The organism is Pacificibacter marinus (assembly GCF_018860665.1).
Lineage (GTDB): Bacteria > Pseudomonadota > Alphaproteobacteria > Rhodobacterales > Rhodobacteraceae > Celeribacter > Celeribacter marinus_A.
This window is the reverse complement of the sequence record NZ_JAHKPK010000016.1, coordinates 1-20,003: the sequence shown is the minus strand read 5'-3', so window position 1 is coordinate 20,003 and position 20,003 is coordinate 1. Positions and strand designations below refer to the sequence as shown.

22 protein-coding genes are annotated in these 20,003 nt (G+C 54.2%); 5 read left to right on the top strand and 17 right to left on the bottom strand.

Annotated elements, in window-relative coordinates:
• Positions 1–140, top strand: a 140-nt coding sequence (locus tag KO497_RS19380) for an integrase core domain-containing protein (protein ID WP_215942589.1), incomplete at its 5' end; no start/stop codon positions are given.
• Positions 141–971: 831 nt separating this feature from the next.
• Here the strand turns inward: KO497_RS19380 and KO497_RS03550 are convergent.
• The 14 genes from KO497_RS03550 to KO497_RS03485 form a co-directional block, all read right to left on the bottom strand.
• Positions 972–1,424, bottom strand: coding sequence for a MarR family winged helix-turn-helix transcriptional regulator (locus tag KO497_RS03550; protein WP_215942587.1), 453 nt, complete (start codon positions 1,422–1,424; stop codon positions 972–974).
• 201 nt (positions 1,425–1,625) lie between these two features.
• Positions 1,626–2,381, bottom strand: coding sequence for a class II aldolase/adducin family protein (locus tag KO497_RS03545; RefSeq protein WP_215942586.1), 756 nt, complete (start codon positions 2,379–2,381; stop codon positions 1,626–1,628).
• An 11-nt stretch (positions 2,382–2,392) separates the two neighbouring features.
• Positions 2,393–3,412: a ketopantoate reductase family protein gene (locus KO497_RS03540; protein WP_215942585.1), complete on the bottom strand. Its 1,020-nt coding sequence runs from the start codon at positions 3,410–3,412 to the stop codon at positions 2,393–2,395.
• A gap of 14 nt (positions 3,413–3,426) precedes the next feature.
• Entirely contained in the window at positions 3,427–4,707 is a 1,281-nt protein-coding gene (locus KO497_RS03535) for a TRAP transporter large permease (RefSeq protein WP_215942584.1), read from the bottom strand.
• A 24-nt stretch (positions 4,708–4,731) separates the two neighbouring features.
• A complete protein-coding gene (locus tag KO497_RS03530; protein ID WP_215942583.1) occupies positions 4,732–5,262 on the bottom strand; it encodes a TRAP transporter small permease in 531 nt (176 codons plus the stop codon).
• Positions 5,262–6,272 (bottom strand): TRAP transporter substrate-binding protein, encoded by a 1,011-nt coding sequence (locus KO497_RS03525; protein ID WP_215942582.1) that lies wholly within the window; start codon positions 6,270–6,272, stop codon positions 5,262–5,264. The genes KO497_RS03530 and KO497_RS03525 overlap by 1 nt, the downstream gene beginning before the upstream one ends.
• Before the next feature lie 272 nt (positions 6,273–6,544).
• The gene (locus KO497_RS03520; protein ID WP_215942581.1) at positions 6,545–7,048 is read right to left on the bottom strand and encodes a flavin reductase; all 504 of its coding nucleotides are present in this window, start codon (positions 7,046–7,048) and stop codon (positions 6,545–6,547) included.
• An 11-nt stretch (positions 7,049–7,059) separates the two neighbouring features.
• Complete coding sequence (locus KO497_RS03515) at positions 7,060–8,019, bottom strand: PDR/VanB family oxidoreductase (RefSeq protein ID WP_252729501.1); 960 nt, start codon at positions 8,017–8,019, stop codon at positions 7,060–7,062.
• 10 nt (positions 8,020–8,029) lie between these two features.
• Positions 8,030–8,791 (bottom strand): SDR family NAD(P)-dependent oxidoreductase, encoded by a 762-nt coding sequence (locus KO497_RS03510; RefSeq protein WP_215942580.1) that lies wholly within the window; start codon positions 8,789–8,791, stop codon positions 8,030–8,032.
• A complete protein-coding gene (locus tag KO497_RS03505; protein ID WP_215942579.1) occupies positions 8,791–9,282 on the bottom strand; it encodes an aromatic-ring-hydroxylating dioxygenase subunit beta in 492 nt (163 codons plus the stop codon). Before KO497_RS03505 ends, KO497_RS03510 begins: the two co-directional genes overlap by 1 nt.
• The gene (locus KO497_RS03500; RefSeq protein WP_215942578.1) at positions 9,275–10,567 is read right to left on the bottom strand and encodes an aromatic ring-hydroxylating oxygenase subunit alpha; all 1,293 of its coding nucleotides are present in this window, start codon (positions 10,565–10,567) and stop codon (positions 9,275–9,277) included. Before KO497_RS03500 ends, KO497_RS03505 begins: the two co-directional genes overlap by 8 nt.
• Positions 10,568–10,570: 3 nt before the next feature.
• Positions 10,571–10,942 (bottom strand): hypothetical protein, encoded by a 372-nt coding sequence (locus KO497_RS03495; RefSeq protein ID WP_215942577.1) that lies wholly within the window; start codon positions 10,940–10,942, stop codon positions 10,571–10,573.
• 11 nt (positions 10,943–10,953) lie between these two features.
• On the bottom strand, positions 10,954–12,108 hold the full coding sequence (locus tag KO497_RS03490) for an acyl-CoA dehydrogenase family protein (RefSeq protein WP_215942576.1): 1,155 nt from the start codon (positions 12,106–12,108) through the stop codon (positions 10,954–10,956).
• Positions 12,105–13,253: an amidase gene (locus KO497_RS03485; RefSeq protein ID WP_215942575.1), complete on the bottom strand. Its 1,149-nt coding sequence runs from the start codon at positions 13,251–13,253 to the stop codon at positions 12,105–12,107. The genes KO497_RS03490 and KO497_RS03485 overlap by 4 nt, the downstream gene beginning before the upstream one ends.
• 154 nt (positions 13,254–13,407) lie before the next feature.
• Here KO497_RS03485 and KO497_RS03480 point away from each other — a divergent pair, with 154 nt between their 5' ends.
• Positions 13,408–13,971: a nuclear transport factor 2 family protein gene (locus tag KO497_RS03480; RefSeq protein ID WP_215942574.1), complete on the top strand. Its 564-nt coding sequence runs from the start codon at positions 13,408–13,410 to the stop codon at positions 13,969–13,971.
• Positions 13,972–14,536: 565 nt separating this feature from the next.
• On the opposite strand, the gene KO497_RS03475 is transcribed toward KO497_RS03480, so the two are convergent.
• From KO497_RS03475 to KO497_RS03465, 3 genes are read right to left on the bottom strand one after another with little or no spacing between them, the layout of a single operon-like run.
• Positions 14,537–15,193: a maleate cis-trans isomerase family protein gene (locus KO497_RS03475; protein ID WP_215942573.1), complete on the bottom strand. Its 657-nt coding sequence runs from the start codon at positions 15,191–15,193 to the stop codon at positions 14,537–14,539.
• Positions 15,190–15,972 (bottom strand): short-chain dehydrogenase/reductase, encoded by a 783-nt coding sequence (locus KO497_RS03470; RefSeq protein WP_215942572.1) that lies wholly within the window; start codon positions 15,970–15,972, stop codon positions 15,190–15,192. Before KO497_RS03470 ends, KO497_RS03475 begins: the two co-directional genes overlap by 4 nt.
• 20 nt (positions 15,973–15,992) lie before the next feature.
• Positions 15,993–16,676, bottom strand: a complete 684-nt coding sequence (locus KO497_RS03465; protein WP_215942571.1) for a GntR family transcriptional regulator — start codon at positions 16,674–16,676, stop codon at positions 15,993–15,995.
• 150 nt (positions 16,677–16,826) lie between these two features.
• Between KO497_RS03465 and KO497_RS03460 the strand changes: the two genes are divergently transcribed.
• The 3 genes from KO497_RS03460 to KO497_RS03450 are packed head-to-tail and all read left to right on the top strand — an operon-like array spanning position 16,827 to position 19,775.
• A complete protein-coding gene (locus tag KO497_RS03460; RefSeq protein WP_215942570.1) occupies positions 16,827–17,789 on the top strand; it encodes a Bug family tripartite tricarboxylate transporter substrate binding protein in 963 nt (320 codons plus the stop codon).
• Entirely contained in the window at positions 17,770–18,276 is a 507-nt protein-coding gene (locus KO497_RS03455; protein ID WP_215942569.1) for a tripartite tricarboxylate transporter TctB family protein, read from the top strand. The genes KO497_RS03460 and KO497_RS03455 overlap by 20 nt, the downstream gene beginning before the upstream one ends.
• Positions 18,273–19,775, top strand: coding sequence for a tripartite tricarboxylate transporter permease (locus KO497_RS03450; protein ID WP_215942568.1), 1,503 nt, complete (start codon positions 18,273–18,275; stop codon positions 19,773–19,775). Before KO497_RS03455 ends, KO497_RS03450 begins: the two co-directional genes overlap by 4 nt.
• Positions 19,776–20,003: the final 228 nt, after the last annotated feature.

Below are 20,003 nucleotides of genomic sequence, written 5' to 3'. Positions count from 1 at the left end.
AGGCTGGTGTTAGAAAATGGGTCGAGTTCTACAATCACAAGCGACCACATTCTTCCCTTGGCGGCAAACCACCTGCCGTGGTCTATTGGCAGAGAATTGAAACGACCAAACCCGATCAGCAGGTGCAAAGAGTAGCTTAATTTACGCCAGATCCTGTCAGACAAATGGGGAGCAGCTCAGTTTGCGTTGATCGACACGAGGGGCGAATCCTGCGTTTGAATGCATATGCGTATTATCGCTCCATTTTTATATCGCTCAAGCCAAATCCTACTCCCGCAACCAATATCACCATATAAACATCTTGATTACTGAACATTGCCAAGGCAATGCCCCGTGCACGAAAACCACGCATTCGGGGTTTTAGGTCAAATCCTCACGAACGCAAACAAATGAACCGACAACACCCGCTCGTAAAACGGCGGGTGTTGTCGTTTTATGGCAAGAGAACTTCAAGATTGCAGCTAATTCCACATATAACATAAGTAGGCCTTATGACCTTGATGCCAAGCTCACAGCTGACAGCCAACCTTTAAGCGTAGCGCGGCATCACACATGTTCATCTGCGAAATAGCTGATGTTTATTCTCACTTCGATTGTTCAGCTACGGCTACGTGTTTTGCTGGCGTCCAGCGACCGGCCGTCTCTATGCAGAGCTTTAGGACGGCAGTTTAACCGTTTCGAATTCACGTACGCGTCCTCATTTCCAAGCAAGATGTGTCTGACATTGCCTATTAGTCCCATCCTTGCCTCGGAGTGTGGCCGCCAGTATCAGTCACTTTATTGGGGAATTTCAAAATTACGGATTTCGAAATCGGGCGCTAGACATGTTCGGTTCATCATCGGTTGCTGTACTGCGCGTGAAAAATCCCTAATTTTCATCTTCGATAAAGCCAGTGGAGCGCAAGCGATGCTTTGCCGGCGGTGTTGGCAGGCTAAAAAAGGCTCTGAGCTTCTAGGATGCGATGCGTCAGTTACTGGTCTTTAAGCCGTGTGTGCAAACGAGATAGGGTCGTATTTAGGTCCTGTATCTCGGCCTCAGATAGTTCACTGAAAGTCGCGTCGAAAACCGCCTGCGCTTCTGTGAAGGCCTCCTTACGTAGTTTCTCGCCTTTGTCTGTGAGGCAAACTTCGGTGACGCGTCCGTCTTGAGGGCGGACACGCGTCGAGACCAAGCCGTCTTTCATCATGCGTTGAACGACCTTTGTCGTTGTATTGAGCTTTTGAGCGGAAAAATCAGCAATTTCAGACACCGATAAGTATTGGTCTTCATACAGGCTCATCATGGCACGCCAGCGAGGGATATCAATGCCGTAAGCCTTTATGCGACGCTCTAACACATTCGTGTATGCCGCATTGATTTGGCTGAACCAGAAAAACGGCCAATTTTGCTTAAATTTGTTCGGGCTATCGTGGTTTGAGCTCACAACAGGTATCTCCAAGTGGAAGTCTAGAGCGTCTATATAGAGATTTTACCCCCATGAGAACGTGAAATGTGACGCAGTTGGCCAAGGGACGAACGGTTGTTGGCTTTAACTGAATTTTGGCGATACGAGACCAAAGGGCACGCCGACGCTTTCGCCCTTTGGTTTTTTCTGGCGTCGTTTTCACTTTAGTCAGGGGCAGCTTTACGCAAACTCAGGACGATCACGCTTCATTTTGCGTACCATCGCGTCGAACATCAACGTGGCAAAGCCCGCATTGTCCTTGAGGCGCTGCGCATCATCTGCGCATTTTTGTTTGACCTCTTCGGGCAAGGCGTTGTCAGGGCCAGGAATGCCGCCCGCCGCACATTGAATTTCCGCCGCGCGCTGCACGGTCCACAAAAGGAAAAACGTCAGCGGAATGTCCGCTTCACAGACCGCGATGCCATGATTGCGCAGCACCAGAACATGTTTGTCTTTGAGCGAGTCCAGCATACGCGCGCGCTCGTCGTCATAGATCGTGATGCCCTCGAAGGTGTGATAGCCAACGCGGCCATAGAGCTGTGCGCCGTAGAAACTGTCGTGATTGATACCAAACCCCTTCATGGTCATCGCAGAGATCGGCGTCGTGTGCGTGTGGGCAATACATCCCACATCGGGACGGTGCTCGTGGATCACCCCGTGCAAAGCAAAGCCCGCAGGGTTTGGCTTGTAGGGGCTCTCGCGCAGAAGCTTTCCGTCCACACCCACGACCAGCAGGTTCTCAGGCGTGACCTCGTCATAGTGCAGGCCCATAGGATTTACGAGATAGGCATGCTCTTCACCGGGAAGGCGCATGGAGATGTGATTGAAGATCAGCTCAGTCCATCCCAAGTAACTGACGAGATGATAGAAATCGGCGAGCTGTACGCGCAGCTCGGCTTCGCTCAGGGCGGTGCTGTTTAATGGTGTCTGTGTCATAAAGGGTCCTTTCAGGCAGGAAGCGGTCTGTGCAGGGATTGGATCAACGCCTCTACCTGCGGTTTTGGAAGAGGGAGGGTTTGATCGGTTTTGAGCGCCTCAAGGAGGCGCGCCACCATCGGCATGGCCTGCGACTTGGCGGCGGCGAGGGCGTGGGGGGCGCGGCAGATGGCGTCCAGTTCGAGAGGCTTGCCGGCAAGGGCGTCTTGCAGCATCGATGTGGGGAAGGCGCCGGCATCTTGCAGCAGATCGATCAGCCACGCGTTCGTCGGCAGCTCAAACCCTTCACCGAGGGCCCAGGTTCTGAATTCATCGGCAAGCGCCAGAGCGATATCGCGCAAAGCCGCATCCGTGCCAATCTCGTCCAACATCGCGCCTGTGAGGGCCGACAAGGGGTTGGTGGTGAAATTGGCCAGCAGCTTCACCAAGACTTTTTCGCGAATAGCTGGGGTGATGTCCGTGCGCACACCGCTTGCGTCCAAATAAGACACCAGTTTCTCGATATTTGCATCATCAGCGCCAGAACTGACGCAGCCCAAACTGAGGGTCGGTGTGTTGCTGGAGGTGGCGCGCCCTTGCACATCCATTTGCACGGTCATCAAAAGCACCGCGCCGAGCACTTGAGCCGGGCGCAGCAGGCGTGATAGCTCCGCGTCAGGATCGAGCAGCGGCATGGCGTTCATCTGGTCCGCCTGCGCATGGAACCAAAACGGCAGGCCATTGACCATGGGAACCACCAAAGTTTCAGGGGTGATGGCGGCTTTGTTGAGGGCGATGGCCTGCGCAAGGCTTTGCGATTTCACGCAGACAAACAAGGCGTCCATTGGCTCTCGCAGCTGCGGCGCTGTCTTTGGCGTGGCGTGGATTTCACTGCCGCGCTCATCAAGCACGACGCCCTGCGCGCTGATTTGGCTGAGCCGTGCGCCGCGCGCTGTCAGCCAGACCTCCGCTGAAGATTGCGACAGCAAGGCCGCCATGGCCGTGCCGATGTTCCCAGCGCCGATGACGCCAATTTTGTAGGGAGTGGTCATGAAAAGTCTCAAATTTAGGTGAGGAAAAGAACGATGGCAGGAAAGGCCGTGAGCAGGCAGATGCGCAGCACATCGACGAAGACGAAAGGCACTAAACCTTTGAAAATGGTGCCGAGGCGCACGTCAGGCACGACGGAGCGTAAGACGAAGGCGTTCATGCCCACGGGCGGGGTGATGTAGGAGATTTCTGTGACCATCACGACGAAGATGCCGAACCAGATCAGGTCAATGCCCAGATTGGCTGCAATGGGGTAGAAAACCGGCACGGTCAGCATGATCATCGACAGGCTTTCCAAAAAGCAGCCCAGCACGAGGTAGATGCACAGAACGACGAGGATGAAACCTAAGGGGCCGGTGGTCACTTGCGTGATGAAGCTTTGAATGTCCGTCGTCATGCCAGACATGTTCACGTAATTCGTGAAGGTGAGCGCGCCAAACAGAATGAAAAACATCATTGCGGTGGTTTTCATCGTATCGAACAATACGTTGAGCGTGGAGTGGATCGTGAACTTACCCTTCAAAATCACCAAGAGCAAAGCGCCGCCAGCCCCCATGCCTGCGCTTTCTGTCGGGGTAAAAACCCCCAGATAAATGCCGCCCATGACAAAGGCAAAAAGCACCAAAGCCCCAGCCGTTCCTTTGAGCGCAATGAGGCGCTCGCTCAGGGGTAGTTTGGCCTCGGTGGGTAGGTCAATCTTTTGCATACGCAGCGATAGGCGCACCGCAAGGGAATAGCCGATAATGCCAATGATGCCCGGAATTAGCCCTGCCAAAAACAGGCGGCCAATGTCTTGCTGGGTCAAAATACCATAAAACACGAGGATCACCGATGGCGGGATCAAAATGCCCAAGGTGCCGCCCGCAGCAATGGAAGCGGTGGATAGCTGATCGGGATAGCCATATTTACGCATCGAGGGCAGGGCGATCTTGGTCATGGTCGCCGCCGTGGCCAAAGACGATCCACATACGGACGAAAACGCGCCGCAGGCCACAACAGTGGCTGTCGCCAAGCCCCCCTTAAGGTGTCTGAGCCAAGCATAGGCAGAGGTGTAGAGTTCGGCCGCGATCCCTGATTGCACCACAAAGTTGCCCATCATGAGAAACAGCGGCAGCACCGAAAGCGAGTAGTCACGCCCATTGTCGAAAAACACCGATCCCAGCAGGGCCAAAGAGGGGGCCCAGCCAATGATCGACACCACGCCAATGAGGCCAACGCCTGTTAACGCGAATGCGATCGGCACACCTAAAAAGAGAAGAGTGGCAAGAAGTGCCATTCCGACAGGCCAGTGTTCCATGGAAAATCCTTTATTGTGTCGCGGCTAGTGTGTGGAGGAGCTCAAAAGGCGTCTGAGGGGGATAAGGGCGGTGATGAGGGCGCCACACAGGGCGCAAATAGCGCAAAAATAGCCCAGCGGTGCGAGCGGTATATGAAGGTTGGTGGTTTGCCCGCCATAGCCGCCAATTTGATCGGCATAGACCCAGATGCGCCAAGAGACGACCATCAAGATCACCGCGCTGAGCAGACCTGTGAGAGCTTCGCGCAGCGGTTCTGAGCGCTTGGGCATTTTCTCCGTGAGCAAATCCACCGTGACATGATCTTGCGCCAGTGAAACAGCGCCCAAACCCAGAAATATCACTGCGCAGAGCAATATTTCGGTGAGCTCCGTGGCGCCAACGATCGGCGCATTGAACAGATAGCGCCCAATCACGTCGCAAACGGTAAGACCCATCATGCTCAGCAAAAGAATACCGCCTAAGCCCCCAAGAACGATGCCCGTCCGTGAGAGGTGAGGCTCAGAAGAGGCGTCATCACGCCCCTCCTGAACTTCTGTGGGGATCGCGCTGCGCATCACTCAGCTTCAACGGCTGCGATTTCAGCCTTCAGCATGGCCAGAGCGGCCGCGCCATCCACGCCTGTGGAACTCACCTCTGCAAGTTTCGCATCCACCACTGGCTGCAGCGCGGTTGTCCAAGCTGCGAGCTGATCCTCAGAGGCTGGGGTGACGGTGGTTTGACCTGCCATGGCGCCGAGGCCTGACGCATCCGCGCGGTCCCACATCTGGCCTGCCATACGGGCAAGCGCCTCGCCGGTCACACTGTCAATGGCGCTCTGTTCCTCAGCTGTAAGGCTCTCCCATTTGCCTTTGTTCATCACCACATAAAAGGAGGTGTTGTACAGGCCACCTGGCACGGAAACCGCCTCGCCAAGCTGGGGTATCAGTTTGAAAAAATTCACAGATTCATATGGGAAAAGAATACCATCGGCGACGCCTTGGCTCAAAAGTTCATAGGCTTTAGACGAGGGGCCTTCCACAGGCACAGCCCCAAGAGCGGTGGCAACTTCATGGGCAATGCCGCCGCCGACGCGCAGTTTTTGCCCGTCCAAAAGATCAGTGGCACTGGTATCCGCTTCTTTGACGAAGATCTGTCCTGGCCCGTGGGTGAAGACGCCGAGCACTTTCACGTCGTCATATTCTCCCGCATCTTTCAGCATCGCATCAAAGGTGCGCCAGTAGGCCACAGAAACGGCTTCGGCGCTGTCGCCCAAGAAGGGCACCTCTGCGATGTTGGTGGTTTTGAAGCGGCCCGGGTTATAGCCCTGCACGCCAAAGGTGATATCGGCCACACCGTTGATGGCAAAGTCAAAATGCGCGGGGGGCGGTCCAAGGGGGGCAGGCAAAATATTGGCGGTCACGCTGCCGCCTGTCGCCTCATTGATCTGCTCTGTCATGGGCACGATCACTTCTGAGACCAGCGGGTGGGATGGCGGCAACCAATTGGCCACGGTGAGGGTTGTGTCCGCAAACGTGGGACTTGCGAAAATGAGCGTTGTAGCAATGGTCGAAAATAGATGTTTCATTTTTTTCCCTGTTCGGCACGCGCGCAGTTTCTTTTGATGCGTTTCATGCCTGATCTGTTGGTTCGGTGTTACGGTTCATTCCTGTGCTGACTTGCAGTAAAACTACTGTAAATTGGCCGGCGGTTCGTTCCTAGATTTTCAGCCGTTTACCTGCGAATTTGCGCTCTATTACTTGCGACGATCAAAAGTTACGCAGTGCAAGGGACTGACTGCTCGATATGAAGCATCGAAGGAGGAGCGCTGGAGTGCCCCCGTGGGGACAAGCCCATGGTTTAAGCGTCTTGGTGCGCCTCTAAGTGATGGTAGTCGCGGCTAAAGTAGACGAGACCGCGATCAGATTTTTCCGGTAGATGCACAGCTTGAATGTTGCAAAACATCACCGAATGCGAGCCTTGCTCAACGACGGATCCGATGCGGCAATCGAAGGCCACATTGGCATCTTGCAGCACGGGCGCGTCGGTTGCTGCGGTGGTCCATGTGCCATGTGAAAATCGATCAACGCCCGGCACAAACCGCGCGAAAACATTTGACAGGTCTTGGTGATGCGCCGCTAAAACGTTGACACAGAGCGCGCGGTTGTCGAGCAACTTGTCATGCACGAATGCGTTGCGATTCACACAGACCAAGAGGGTGGGCGGGGCGTCGGTCACGGAGCAAACGGCAGAGGCCACGAGGCCATGTTTGCCAGCGGTCCCATCTGTCGTGATCAGGTTCACGCCAGCGCCCATACGGCTCATGCCTTCGCGAAAATCGAGTTGGCTTTGGGTTAAATCCATCTGCATATCTCCTAGATTTCCAAGACCAGCTTGCCTTTGCCGCGCGAGCAGCAGGCGCAAATCTGATCCATATCTTCGCGTTCTTCCTCGGTGAGAAATTGATCGCGGTGCTCAATGTCGCCCTGCAAGACCTCGGTGATACAGGTGCCGCAGACGCCTTCTTCGCATTTCACTTCGATCTTGATGCCTTCTTTGGCAAGCGCGCGGGCGATGGTATCGTCGGGCCCGACCGTGACGGTGATGCCGCTCTGGGAACATTCGACCTCGAAGCTGTCACCCGAGAGGTCCACATCAGCCGAGAAGTATTCGCGGTGAACGTTCTCGGGGGCATGGCCCGCCGCTTCGGTGGTGGAAATGACCCAATCCATGAACCCTTGCGGGCCGCAGACATAGAGATGCGTGTCCGCAGATGGCTCTGGAATATCGCGCGTTAAATCAAGGCGTTGCGCATCATCTTTGTCATCGAAATGATAGGCGATTTTATCGGCAAACCCCGATCCATCGAGCGCGTCCTTGAACGCCGTCAGGTTTTCGGAGCGTGTGCAGTAGTGCAGAACGAAATCCTTGCCCAAGGCATGCAAACGTTTCGCCATTGCAATCATCGGCGTGACGCCAATGCCGCCGCCCAAAAGAACGGTGAAGGTTGCATTTTCTGCCAGCGGGAAGTGGTTGCGCGGGCCTTCGATGGTGAACTCGGCACCTTCGATCGCGTCGCGATGTACTGCCGCAGAGCCGCCGCGCGAGTTAGGATCTTTAAGCACACCGATCTCATAAAAACCGGTTTCTGCTGGATCTGAGCATAAGGAGTACTGACGCCACATATCTTCCTTGGGCAGGTAGATATCCAGATGTGCGCCGGCGGTGAAAGCTTTGACGTCACTGCCATCTTTCGTCGTCAACTGGATGCGCGCGATGTCGCCGCGATCCTCAATGCGCTTTGAAACGGTGAGTGTGGTTGTATTTTCCGTCATCAATCTGCTCCTATCGCATGTAAAGGCCGCCATTGACGTCCCAGCAGGCGCCATTGACGAAAGCAGAGCGTGGTGCCGCGAGCATTGCCACCAAGTCGGCCACAACAATCGGATCGCCAAGCTGGCCCACGGGTATGTTGGCGATGGCTTTGTCGATATTCTCGCCCAGCACGTCGCGCACCATTGGTGTGTCCATCGGACCGGGCGCGATGGCGTTGCAGGTGACGTTGAAAGGGGCCAAGTCACGTGCGAAGATTTTCGTCAGCGTGAGAATTGCGCCCTTGGAGGCTGCGTAATGCGCCCCCGTTGCCGTGCCGCCGTTTTGTCCCGCCAGAGAGGCGAGGTTGATGATGCGGCCATATTCGCGTTCTTTGAAGTGGCGGCCAAAGACTTGGCTGCCCGTGAACGTGCCGCCTGCATTGGTGGCCATAATCGCGTTAAAATCCGCCGGATCGATGTCCAAGAGCGGCTGCACGGCGGTGCGTGCGGCGTTGTTGACCAACACCTCGACAGAGCCGTAGCGCTCGACACATTCGTCCAATACACGCTGCCAGTCTTCGGGTTTGGATACATCAAGCGTTGCGGTCATGCCGGTCTCGCCCGCGAGATCAAGCTCGGAGGCAAGCGCTGCCGCCTCATAGCCCGGATCAACATCGGTGATGATGACCCGAAATCCGTCTTTGTGAAGGGCGCGGCACACCTGTGCGCCAAAGCCCCGCGCGCCGCCGGTCACAACGGCTGTTTGGATGGTATCTGGAAGAGGTGTCGCCATTAGAACAAGTAGCTGAACGAGTTCAGCATCCCCCCTGAGTTGAGAAGTTTTGCGATTTTGCGTTCGATCAGAAATCCGTCTTCGGTTTTCTTCAAAGTGAAGAAGACATCGGCGGCCCAGATGCGTTGACGGCCGAATTTATCTTCGATCACGTGCTGCGCGGCGCGCACTTTAATGGCCTCTCCGTCAACGCTGTCGATGACAATGCGGCTGACTGTGCGCACGGTATCAGCGGCGGGGGCTGAGGAGATAGAGAAGCCGCGATTGAAACGATCGATGCGCATGCGGCGCATTTTATCGTCGTCATAGCAAAGGTTTAGCTGGTTTTCGTAATCTTCACCGTCGCCCATGGGCAGGATGTAGAGCCCCTCGGTGAGCCACAGTTCTAGCCAAGCGTCATAGGCCTTTCGGTCCAATATATCGGCTTCTTTCCACAGAAATGCTGTCACCTCTGTAAGCAAATCGGTGCTGGAAGTGCTGGTGTCAAACATCGTTAGCTCCTTCGTCCATCATGCGTTTCCACATTCCATAGGCGGCGCGCATGCCGGTTTCCGCGCTCACATGACCGCGAGGGCCCATCACGCCAGGCTCTTCGTCAACCATGCCGCGATTGACGAGGATTTTAAGCTCTTCACCGCCTTGGGTGCCACGCTGCACACGTTCCCAAACTTCTGCATCATCAGGAGAGCCAAAGCCCATCGGGCCTTGGAAATGCTCGTGAAGGCGCAGACGGGTTTGGTTGGCAATCTGGGGTCCGCCGTCCATGCCGAGCGCCATGTGGCGAATATCGGTTTGATCGACAGACACGGGTGTCAGAACGCGGAAGAAGGACAGGGAAAAGGACACATTGGGGAAGAGGTTCATGTTGAAGCCAGGGCCGCCAACCGCGAGCACGATGCGTTTGACTTGCTCTTCGCTGTAACCTTCCTTGCGGATTTCTTCGGCCAGCCATTCAAAACGCGGCTCAATCGGATCATCCATGCGCTCGTCAAGGTCTTCGCGGGAGGGCATCATCATCATGATCGAGTGGCCATTGCCCAGATCTTCAACCCAGCCCTCGTTCTTGTCCATAAAGGCAAAGAGGTCTTCGGTTTTCTCGTCCAGCGTTTGCATGAAGGACTTGTGCACGATGGGGAAGTGGTACGCGTCCGTGGTGTTCTCGAGCTGAACCTTCCAGTTCATTGGTACGGAGAATTGGTGCTCACCGATCACTTTGACAGGGAAGCCACCCCCTTGCTTCATGAACAAGGTCATGTAGCGGCACACTTCTGGGCCAAGGAAGTCTACTAGCGGCTCTGCATCATAGTTGAACGTGGCAAACACCATGCCCTCGAAAGATTCCGTGCGCAGCTTCAGCATGCCGTGCTGAGATTTGTCGAAATCATCGCCGTATTGCTCTGGGTAAGGCACTGCGCGGAGTGACCCGTCAAGGCCGTATCCCCAGCCGTGGTATGGGCATTGGAAAGAGGAGGTTTTGCCCTTTTTCACTTCGCAAACCGTGGCGGCGCGGTGACGACAACGGTTGACCATACAGTGGATTGTGCCCTTGCGGTCACGCACCACAATCACGGGGTCCAAACCAACATGAGACAGTTTGAACGACCCCTTGTCGGGGAATTCACTTTCATGCGCCACAAAGACCCAAGTCTTCTTGAAGATCTTGTCCATCTCTTCTTTGAAGAGCGCCGGATCTTCATACATTTCTGTCGCGACTTTGGCGTTTTCAACGTCGTACATCGCGTCGAGTTCGCTGAATTTAGGTGTGTCTAGGGACATCGTTTAGCTCCGGTGCGCTTTAGGAATTTCAAGCGCACGGCCCATGCGCGCCTCAATTGTCATGTATTTCCAAAGGCGGTCATTGCCTTCGCCGACAACGATGGTGCGCAGCAGGTTACAAGCGGCTTGCACCGCATCGCGGTCTGGGAAATCTGCAAGGATGTACCATGTGTAAGGGAAGCCTTGTGTGGCCCCGACCATGGTTTGGTCGTCGTCAAATGTGCCCACAATTTCAACGCCTTCCATCTGGTCGATGCCCATCATCAGCGCCTGCGTTGCCGTCCAGACTGGGCCGATTTGATCGAAGGGCAAGGAGAAGAATGTGGGGTGGTTGTTGAAGCAAAGCAGCGTGCGGAGGGGAGCTTTATCAGTCATGAAAGAAATCCTTATGGGTAACCAGGCATGGTGGGTTCATCGAACATGGCGGCGCCAGCACCGGTCCATGTGCCTTCGCTGAGGAAGGCGTGTTGGGCGACGCCGGCCGCGTCGAGCATGTATCGGCCAAGCGGGTGGCCTTCGTTGATGGCCGCCGAGCCGCCAAGAGCAAAGGCCATACGGGCCGCTTCGGCGCCGTCTTTGGCCGCCTTTGAGGCGACAAGGCGCAAACGGATATGCATCTCGCGGCTCACGGTCTCTTGATGGGCGAGCTCTTCAAACGCCTCTTCGAGCGTGTCGTAGAACAGCGCCTGAGCACCAAGATAGAGGCCGCGTGCCTTGGCATATTCCGCCTGCAGATAGGGGCGCGCACCGGGTTTTGGCGCGCCTGTCACGGATTGGCGCGCGCTGCCCTCATAGATGAAATCAAGCGCAGAGCGCGCAGCCCCAAGGGCCACAACAGCAAGAACTTGAGACGCGAGCGCCATGGACGGGTAGCGGAAGATACGGTCATCCATGGTTGGCTTGGCGCCGCGCACAAATGTCCATTCGCGGGGCACAAACACACCCTCGGCTTTGATGTCATGAGAGCCCGTGGCGCGCAGACCCATGGTCTTCCACGTGTCAACCACTTCAATCTCGCTTTTGGGCATGATGGCAATGAGCGGCAGTTTGCTCTGCTGATCCTCCACCTTTATCCCAGCGCCCGCCAGATCTGCGCCCATGATGCCAGAGCCCCAAGGCCACTGTCCCGTGACCTCGTAACCGCCCTCCACGGTTTTTGCGGCCTGCGGGGGGAACATTGTACCGGCAAAGACCGTATCTGGGTTTTTGCCGAAGATTTCAGTGTAAGTCTCTGGGGGTAGGGTGCTCAGATATGTGGCGGAGACACCAAAACTCGCGACCCATCCTGCAGAGGCATCCGCCGCTGCGATATCTTCGATCAAACGGCAAAAGTCCGCGGGGCTTTTTTCATCGCCGCCAAAACGTTTGGGCACAAAGGCGCGATACACGCCAAGCCCTTTGAATTGATCCACGACATCTTGCGGGATGTGGCGCAGCTCTTGAAATTCGGGTGCTCGGCTGCGGATGCTCTCAAGCACCTCGTGTTTGGTTTGCGGCTGCGGCGCCGCGCTGGATACGGCCGGGCTAGTTACGATGGTCATGGAGTGGTCTCCCGTTGAGCTTCGGTAAGGATCGATGCAATTTTGTGGGCGGCTGCGCAGAGAAAGGCGTCTTCTCCTTTGCGCCCAATGAGTTGAAGGCCTGCGGGCAAAGCCTGAGGGCCAGCCGTGAATGGCAAAACGATTGCGGGGTGCCCGCTGAGATTGAAGGGGCGCAAAAACTTCGTCAGCGGCAGGACTGTCGCGGGATCCGCCGCCTCGAGCAGTGTTGGCGGAATGATCGGGAGTGCCGGGGTGAGCAGCACGTCAAACTGCTCCAAAGCCGCATCCACCTCGTTTGTGAATTGGGTGCGCATGTTCTCGGCGTCGACAAAGGCCCTTGGGTGGATTTGTGCCGCGTTCTCCAGCCGTGCACGCACGTCCGATCCCAAATCATCGCCCTGTTCCAAAAACGTCCCATAAGCGCTGATTGCTTCGATGCCGATAAGGGTCATGCCAGCCTCGAAGGCCGCACTCATTTGGGGGAGGGGGATGACTGGCTCAGCCCCAAAGTGACGGTCAATAACCGTTTGAATTTCAGGGGCTGCGCTACAGTCAATGCGCGCCATGCGCAGTGGTTTTGTCAGTGATACTCGGGTGAAGCTGGGATCAATGGCTTCCATGCCGGTCTCAATCATTGCAATGGAACGGGCGAAGACACCAATGCAATCGAGCGAGCTATGGGTAGGGTGGCAACCGTCGCGGCTGACGCGCCCAAAACTGGGTTTGATGCCATAGACGCCGCAGCAGATGGCAGGTTGGCGCACGGACCCGCCAGTGTCGCTGCCCACGGAAAAATCACAAAGGCCTGCGGCAACTGCGACGGCAGATCCTGACGAGGAGCCGCCAGGAATGCGGTCTGGCCACTTTGGATTGATGGGGGTGCCAAAGGCTGCGTTCACGCCGGTCATGCCATAGGCAAGTTCGTGCATATTGGCTTTGCCGATGATCGTGCAATCTCGCGCCAACAGCGCGTCGACCACTGCGGCGTTTTTCTGCGCAGGGGGGCTGCTGCGCAGCGCCGCACTGCCACAGGCGCTGACGGTGCCTTGGATGTCGATGCAGTCTTTTATCGCAACTCTCAAGGCGCCTTCGCCCATGTCTAGAGTATGCGCTAAAGCGCAGTATGTGTCGTTGACTACAGTCATGTTGACCCTGTGGATTTAAAATGTGGTGTTACAGTAAAATTACTGCAAGTTTACATGGCGTCAATAATTTTTACGTGAATATTAACTTAATTTCTGATATCGATTGGAAAGGACTTCGAATGCGCAAAAAACGCGCACAATTAGGACAAACCTTATGATGAACGAGAAAATTCAAGCCCTAGAAGCGCGATTGGCGATTCTCGAAGCCGAAGCTTCAGTGCGTCGTTTACAGGCGCGCTATATGTTTCTGTGCGACACGCCCAACCCAGAGTTCGGAGTGAAGGATGATGTCGATCGTGTGGATCGCATCATGGAGCTTTATGCACCAGAAGCTGTGTGGGAGGGTGTTGGCGACTATTACGATGGTCAGTTTGGACGTCTTGAAGGTTGGGACGCGGTGAAGAAACACTTCCAAAACTTTTGGGGGGGCAAGCAGGACTCAGCCCTGATTTTGAATTGCCATTATCTGACATCTGAACAAATCCGTGTCGCCGATGATGCGATGACCGCAGAAGGGAATTGGGTGCACATGCAGCCGTGGCTGTTCTCTGATGGCAAGGCGCTCATGCGGTCTTCGCGTTTGTTCAATAAATTCAAAAAATGCGAAGATGGGACTTGGCGCTTTACGCACAACCGCACCGAAAATGTATTTGTAGCGCCGCTGCCTGCCACTTGGGCGTCTGATTATCCGTCAGCATCGGTTTTGATGGAGCCTTAAAAGAGGGGGCCGCAGCGCGGATGTGTTGATTTGGTTGGGCGATGACTGCGTAGAATTGGTATTGCTGTCGCCGAAATTAATATGGGCGCCACTTCACCTACAGAATGGGCTGATGATGTGTGGCTCCTTTTTAAACAGCTCTTCAGGCCTATCGCAGCGCATTGCTGTTCCCACCCACATCTATCGACAAGCGCGATTCTGGTGCAGTTCTCGAAAGCAGTGTCCAAATCGGGCTCTCGCAAGCAATAAATACTTTACTTTGAAACGGCACAAATCCGTGACGGTTCAACCGTGGCAGGACGCGTTATTTTAGGGCAGTACAGGCTATACGGTTAAGCCTATTTGGCTATCGGCCTCGCAGATATGATTCTGAGATTGTATGATATAAGCGTGTGCTATTTATGCTGGTAGGTTGTTTTTCATAGCATTGTTGATGCAGGTTAAGTTGTGGCGATCCAGAGAAGGGGCTGCCAAAATAACTCATCCTCAAACGCTATAAAATAGGTCCAGTCCTACTTTATATGATGATGGACGGGATTACCTGCCATAGACATGTTCGTGTAAATTACTTCCAAAAACTTGCCGGAAGGTTCAATGTTGCAATGGCGCTGTCAAGCACTGGCACACGAAGGATTTCGGTCATGTTAGAAGCGATTCTTGCGCCGGCGACATTGGTACACATAATGACGATGGCATCGACTTTTTCTTGTGCCACATCGCGGATCATCCCTTCGATTATATCCTCTGAGATTTTGGCAAAATCATTGCTCAAGTCTCCTCCGTCTGCGCGCCAAGCCCCAATTTCAAATCCCAATGTTTCGTAATTTTGATTGATCCGTTGCGCGACATCTGACGTGTAGGGCGTGACGAGGCCAATTCGCTTTGCGCCCATCGTCCGGAGCTGACGATTGATTTCCAACACTGTTGTTGTCGTTGGAATGCCGGTTTCAGCTTCTACCCGCGCGACGAATGCTTCGTCATGCGCGACACCGAGCCAGCTGGCTGATGTTCCACCCCATACAATGCCGTCAACCTTTGCATCGTGCAAAAGTTTGGCCGCAGCGACATGCGTGTCCATGGCAAATTGCGCCTGCGAGACGGGGTCGAGTTTAACAGTCAAAACCCCCAGTCGCGTCACATGAACTTGAATATCTGTCCGTTTGGCTGCCAATGGCTCTAGTACAACATTGGAAGAGGGGATCAAAAGGCCGAGACGTTTCATACGATGGACGTGCGTGCAGAGATGCCGCCATCGACAGTGAAGACCGTTCCGCTGGTATAGCCTGAGCGCTCAGAGGCCAAAAATGCCACCAAATCTGAAATTTCGCGGCAGTGAGCTGGGCGGCCCAGTGGATAGCCATTGGCTAGCTCTTGATAACGGTTTGAATCGCCAAGGTCTTTTTCGGCCCATTTTTTTAACATCGTGTAAATGCGATCGGTGTTAACCGGGCCTGGGTTGATCCCTACCACGCGCATATTGTCGTCTAATGCATAGCCACCAAGCGCACGGGTGAAGCCCATCAAGCTGATATTGCCCGTTGCGCCTGCGATGTAGTCACGGTCTAGCACTTCGCCGCCATTGCCAATGATGTTGATAATAACACCACCGCCTGCCGATTTCATTTTAGTGTAAAACATGCGGCACATATTGATGTAGCCAAAGACCTTTAAGTCAAACCCTTTACGCCATGCTGCGTCACACACATCCCAAAGATCACCACTTGGGATCGCTCCGGCGTTGTTCACCAAAATATCAACCTGTTCAATGGCTTCGGAAAGTGCCGCAGGGGCCGTTTCCGTCGCCAAATCCAATGGGTGCAGGGTCACAGCCACATCATATGATTCCAAAATCCGCGCCTTAAGCGTTTCCAATTTATCGGCACTGCGGGCTGTTAAGTGCAAGTTTACACCTTCTGCCGCTAAAGTTTCGGCAATATGGGCGCCGATTCCCATAGAAGCCCCCGTGATCAGAGCTGTCTTACCGTTTAGGTGTAAATCCATCGTGTTTTGGCCTTTTAAGTTCAGAGTCTTAGGGTTCGCGCAAGCTGCAAGGCATCATCCGATAAAATCATCACATGATCACGCATCGCTTTTTCAGCGACATCAGGCTTTCTATTGGCTAGCGCGTTTGCAATCTGGCTATGCTCGGACTGGCTGTCTTGTTTGCGGGTTGGGTGAAACGTGATTTGCCGTCTGTAAGGTGATAGCCGTTTGTTTACAGTCCCGATTTGTTCGGCCAGCATGACGTTGTTCGATGCAGACCAAATCGCACCATGAAACACAAGGTTAGCATTGAAATAAGCCCCTGCATCAGATGATTGAGATAATCGCTCACAGTCTTCATGCGCTATTTGAATTGCGGTCAGTTGGGTATCCGTCGCCCGCTGGGCAGCGAGGCGTGCGGCAAAGGCCTCAAGTTCAGAGACGACCTCGAATAAGTCGATGACCAAAGCTAGACTTGGGCGGCTCACCGTCGCGCCAGATCGTGGTCGAATTGTCACCAAACCGCTTGCCGCCAGCTTGCGCAAGGCTTCGCGTATAGGCGTGCGCGATGTGCTTAATCGTGTGGCCAGCTCTTCCTCATCGAGTCGATCTCCGGGTAGAAAGCGACCTTCTACAATATCTTGCTCAATCTGTGCCTCAACTAAGGCTCCAAGTGTACCGGTTGGGCGCGTATTGTCTTTTGTTGGGTCAATTATGCTCATATTTTAATCATCCGATCACTAATTGATCTATTTTTACATATGTGTCGTTATCTTTCGTATTTCTTGTATACAAGAACAAAAATAATCGGTCAATTAAATATGCAAGCAGGAATGATCTGCACTAGAATAAGGTATCGAAAGGAACGTACCGTGAAATTAATAGCGACATTGGGGGCTGCCTCCCTTCTAAGCACACTCGCCGTGAGCGCCTTTGCGCAAACCTTCCCGGAAGGGCCAATCACATGGGTTGTCAACTGGCCTGCCGGTGGTGGGCAGGACACAACCAGCCGTATGGTCGCAGATCATTTAAGTGGCGCGCTGGGGGTGCCAGTGGTGATTGAAAACTACGATGGTGCAGGTGGATTGACCGGTATGCGCGAGTTGGCAAAGGCTGATGCTGATGGCTACACAATCGGTATGCTGGGGGCATCCAGTGTGATCCAACAGTATACCACTGATGAGCCTGTTATGATGGACCAGCTTGATGTCCTGTCATTCTTTGGGCCTGACCCCGGTGCGCTGACAGTCGGGGCTGGCACAGCTTATCAAACCCTTGACGATTATGTGTCTGCTGTAAAAGAGGCGCCCGGCGATGTGCCTAATGGCAATGATCCTCCCGGTGGCGCATCTTATATTTCAGCTGCGATCATGGAATCCGCTTTGGGTTTAGAGCTGAACAAGGTCCCATATGCTGGCTATGCGCCGACTGTGACGGCTCTTTTGGGGGGCGAGGTTGAAAGTGCAACAGTTCCACTGCCGCAAGTTTTGGAGCACGCAGTATCTGGCGATGTCCGTATCCTTGGTGTGATGTCAGGTGCGCGACATTTTCTAGCGCCTGATATTCCAACCTTTGAAGAGCAGGGCTATGATGTGCTTGCTGGTGATTTTCGTGCCATTGTCGCCCCCGCAGGACTACCAGCAGATGTGGCGGCAATTTTATCAAAAGCATTGATCGAAGTGTTATCGGCAGAGGAGTTTATCACGCTCGCCAACACCGCAGGCTATATGATCGAACCTTTGGGAGCAGAAGAAGCCAGTGCCCGCATCGCGGCGTTTGACGAGCAGGTTTACCCTGTTCTTGAGGAGGCAGGGCTTGTCACAAACCCTAAATAAAGGTCACGACATACAAACAGATCGAGGCGAGGTCATTAATGATCTCGTGTCGGGCTGCTTGTGCCTCGCTTTGGCTTTAGGCTTGGCTGGAGTTCACTTCAGTCAAGCGGGGCGTTTGCACGATGACTTCGCGCGTGATCCGGGGCCCGCTTTGTTGCCGCTTATCTTATTGGCGGCTTTGGGCTTGGCGGGGGGCGGTCTCACGCTACGCGGATGGTTTGGGCTCAAAAAATCAACTGCGACCTCAAACCAAAGTTCTCTTATGTCGCTCTGGCCTGCTGCGCTTGCTGTTGCGCTCATGTGCGCTTTTCTGCCTTTGCGCCATATCTTGGGGGCGGCTCTGGCCTTGTGTCTCATCGGTGCGACTTTGGCCGTTCTTGCTGGGCGTTCTGACCATGTGCCTTGGTTTTTCACGGCCGTTTTCGGGGGCGCCATAGGGCTTATTCTCTACGCGCTCTTTCATTTTGGACTGTCGGTGCCGCTATGACCTATGACTTGCTTACAACGATCATTTACAATTTGTTTTCGCCCTACATGTTAGGGCTGGCGCTTATAGGTGTTGTTCTAGGGCTTGTGTTTGGCGCATTGCCTGGTGTCAGTTCGACCATGGCGTTGGCAGTTATGTTGCCGTTCACCTATGGGATGGAAACCGCGCCAGCTATGGTTTTGATGCTCGCCGTGTTCTTTTCCAGCGTTTATGCAGGGTCAGTTTCAGCAATCTTGCTTAACATTCCCGGAACACCCGGCGCTATGATCACGCTGCTTGATGGCAACGCGATGGCCCGCGAAGGCAAAGCTGCTGAAGCGATGGCTTATGCCCTGATAGCCTCCATCTTGGGTGGCATCATAGGTTGGATTTTTCTGGTCATTTTGGCGCCAACAATCGCAACTTATGCGTTGCAATTTGGGTCGCCTGAATATGCGGCCGTGGTGTTGTTTGGTTTGGCTCTTGTTGCCTACGCCTCTTCTGGCGATATGTTGCGTGGCTTGGCCGCTGGTGCAATGGGGCTGATTATCGGCTTGGTGGGGCGCGATCAGGTTACAGATGTGCCACGCTTTACTTTTGGAACGGCGGACCTGCAGGGTGGAATTGACATTATCCCGCTTGCTATCGGGCTATTCGGCATTGCCGAAGTCCTGTCTCTGTTGATCAGATCTAAAACCGACACTCCCGAAGTTGCCGTCTCTCGCGCGCGCACTTGGCCAAAGTTTTCTGAACTTTTGGGGGAATTGCCAACCGTATTGCGCAGCTCAACCATTGGCACATTCGTTGGCGCAATCCCCGCCGCAGGTTCGGCCGTGGCCGTGGCGCTTGCCTATGCGTGTGAAAAACGCTTGTCTAAGACGCCTGAAAAATTTGGCACAGGTATCCCGCGCGGTGTGGTAGCCCCCGAAGCGGCCAACAATGCTTGTGTGGGGGGCGCTTTGATCCCAATGCTGACACTTGGCATTCCAGGTGACAGTATCACAGCCGTTTTGATTGGAGTTCTGTTGTTGCACGGTTTGCGGCCTGGGCCGGGCCTGTTTGAAAATCAACCGGATTTAGTCGTCACCATTTACGGCGCGCTTTTTGTTGCAATTCTGCTCACTGCCTTTGTTGCAGGGTTGATCGGCATTCCCGTTTATCGAAAAATTTTGGCTATTCCGCAACGGCTGTTGACGGCGGCCGTCTTGGTTCTGTGTTTGCTCGGTGCATATGCGGTGCGCAATGCGGTTGTTGACGTTTGGGTCGCAATATTTTTTGGCGCTGTCGGCTTTGCCTTTATTCGTTTGAGTATTCCTGTGTTACCGCTCGCCTTTGGTGCAGTTCTAGGCCCGCTCTTAGAAGAGAACTTGCGTCGGACGCTCATTATTCACCGTGACGTCAGCGTGTTTTTCGAGCGTCCAATCTCTCTTGTTTTGGTTTGCCTGTCCTTGGCTATTCTGCTGCTTCCTTTGTGTATTATGGGCCTGACCAGCTTGCGGAAAAGACGAATACATCGATAAGAGATTCTGATCGCAAACATCTGTTGCAGGGCACGACTGGAAATGCCGCGCTGATGGCGTTTGTCCGTCGTCATATAAAATGGGGCATCAGAGCGGCTTGAGTATTGGAGGCTCTGGCTCGTTTGTGTGATTGATTATGCGGCTTGTTTCTGATGTTGCAAGCGGCGTTGTTTGATTGTGTTTTTCTTGATTTTTTCCCTTTCTCTGAGAATGGCTTTGTCGCGGCCG

Excerpts from the sequence above, each read along its gene's own strand:
- KO497_RS03480 (WP_215942574.1), top strand. The coding sequence starts at position 13,408 with ATGATGAACGAGAAAATTCAAGCCCTAGAAGCGCGATTGGCGATTCTC.
- KO497_RS03495 (WP_215942577.1), bottom strand. The coding sequence starts at position 10,942 with ATGACTGATAAAGCTCCCCTCCGCACGCTGCTTTGCTTCAACAACCAC.
- KO497_RS03500 (WP_215942578.1), bottom strand. The coding sequence starts at position 10,567 with ATGTCCCTAGACACACCTAAATTCAGCGAACTCGACGCGATGTACGAC.
- KO497_RS03540 (WP_215942585.1), bottom strand. The coding sequence starts at position 3,412 with ATGACCACTCCCTACAAAATTGGCGTCATCGGCGCTGGGAACATCGGC.
- KO497_RS03525 (WP_215942582.1), bottom strand. The coding sequence starts at position 6,272 with ATGAAACATCTATTTTCGACCATTGCTACAACGCTCATTTTCGCAAGT.
- KO497_RS03520 (WP_215942581.1), bottom strand. The coding sequence starts at position 7,048 with ATGGATTTAACCCAAAGCCAACTCGATTTTCGCGAAGGCATGAGCCGT.
- KO497_RS03475 (WP_215942573.1), bottom strand. The coding sequence starts at position 15,193 with ATGAAACGTCTCGGCCTTTTGATCCCCTCTTCCAATGTTGTACTAGAG.
- KO497_RS03470 (WP_215942572.1), bottom strand. The coding sequence starts at position 15,972 with ATGGATTTACACCTAAACGGTAAGACAGCTCTGATCACGGGGGCTTCT.
- KO497_RS03510 (WP_215942580.1), bottom strand. The coding sequence starts at position 8,791 with ATGGCGACACCTCTTCCAGATACCATCCAAACAGCCGTTGTGACCGGC.
- KO497_RS03485 (WP_215942575.1), bottom strand. The coding sequence starts at position 13,253 with ATGACTGTAGTCAACGACACATACTGCGCTTTAGCGCATACTCTAGAC.
- KO497_RS03515 (WP_252729501.1), bottom strand. The coding sequence starts at position 8,019 with ATGACGGAAAATACAACCACACTCACCGTTTCAAAGCGCATTGAGGAT.
- KO497_RS03450 (WP_215942568.1), top strand. The coding sequence starts at position 18,273 with ATGACCTATGACTTGCTTACAACGATCATTTACAATTTGTTTTCGCCC.
- KO497_RS03545 (WP_215942586.1), bottom strand. The coding sequence starts at position 2,381 with ATGACACAGACACCATTAAACAGCACCGCCCTGAGCGAAGCCGAGCTG.
- KO497_RS03535 (WP_215942584.1), bottom strand. The coding sequence starts at position 4,707 with ATGGAACACTGGCCTGTCGGAATGGCACTTCTTGCCACTCTTCTCTTT.
- KO497_RS03465 (WP_215942571.1), bottom strand. The coding sequence starts at position 16,676 with ATGAGCATAATTGACCCAACAAAAGACAATACGCGCCCAACCGGTACA.
- KO497_RS03530 (WP_215942583.1), bottom strand. The coding sequence starts at position 5,262 with ATGCGCAGCGCGATCCCCACAGAAGTTCAGGAGGGGCGTGATGACGCC.
- KO497_RS03505 (WP_215942579.1), bottom strand. The coding sequence starts at position 9,282 with ATGTTTGACACCAGCACTTCCAGCACCGATTTGCTTACAGAGGTGACA.
- KO497_RS03490 (WP_215942576.1), bottom strand. The coding sequence starts at position 12,108 with ATGACCATCGTAACTAGCCCGGCCGTATCCAGCGCGGCGCCGCAGCCG.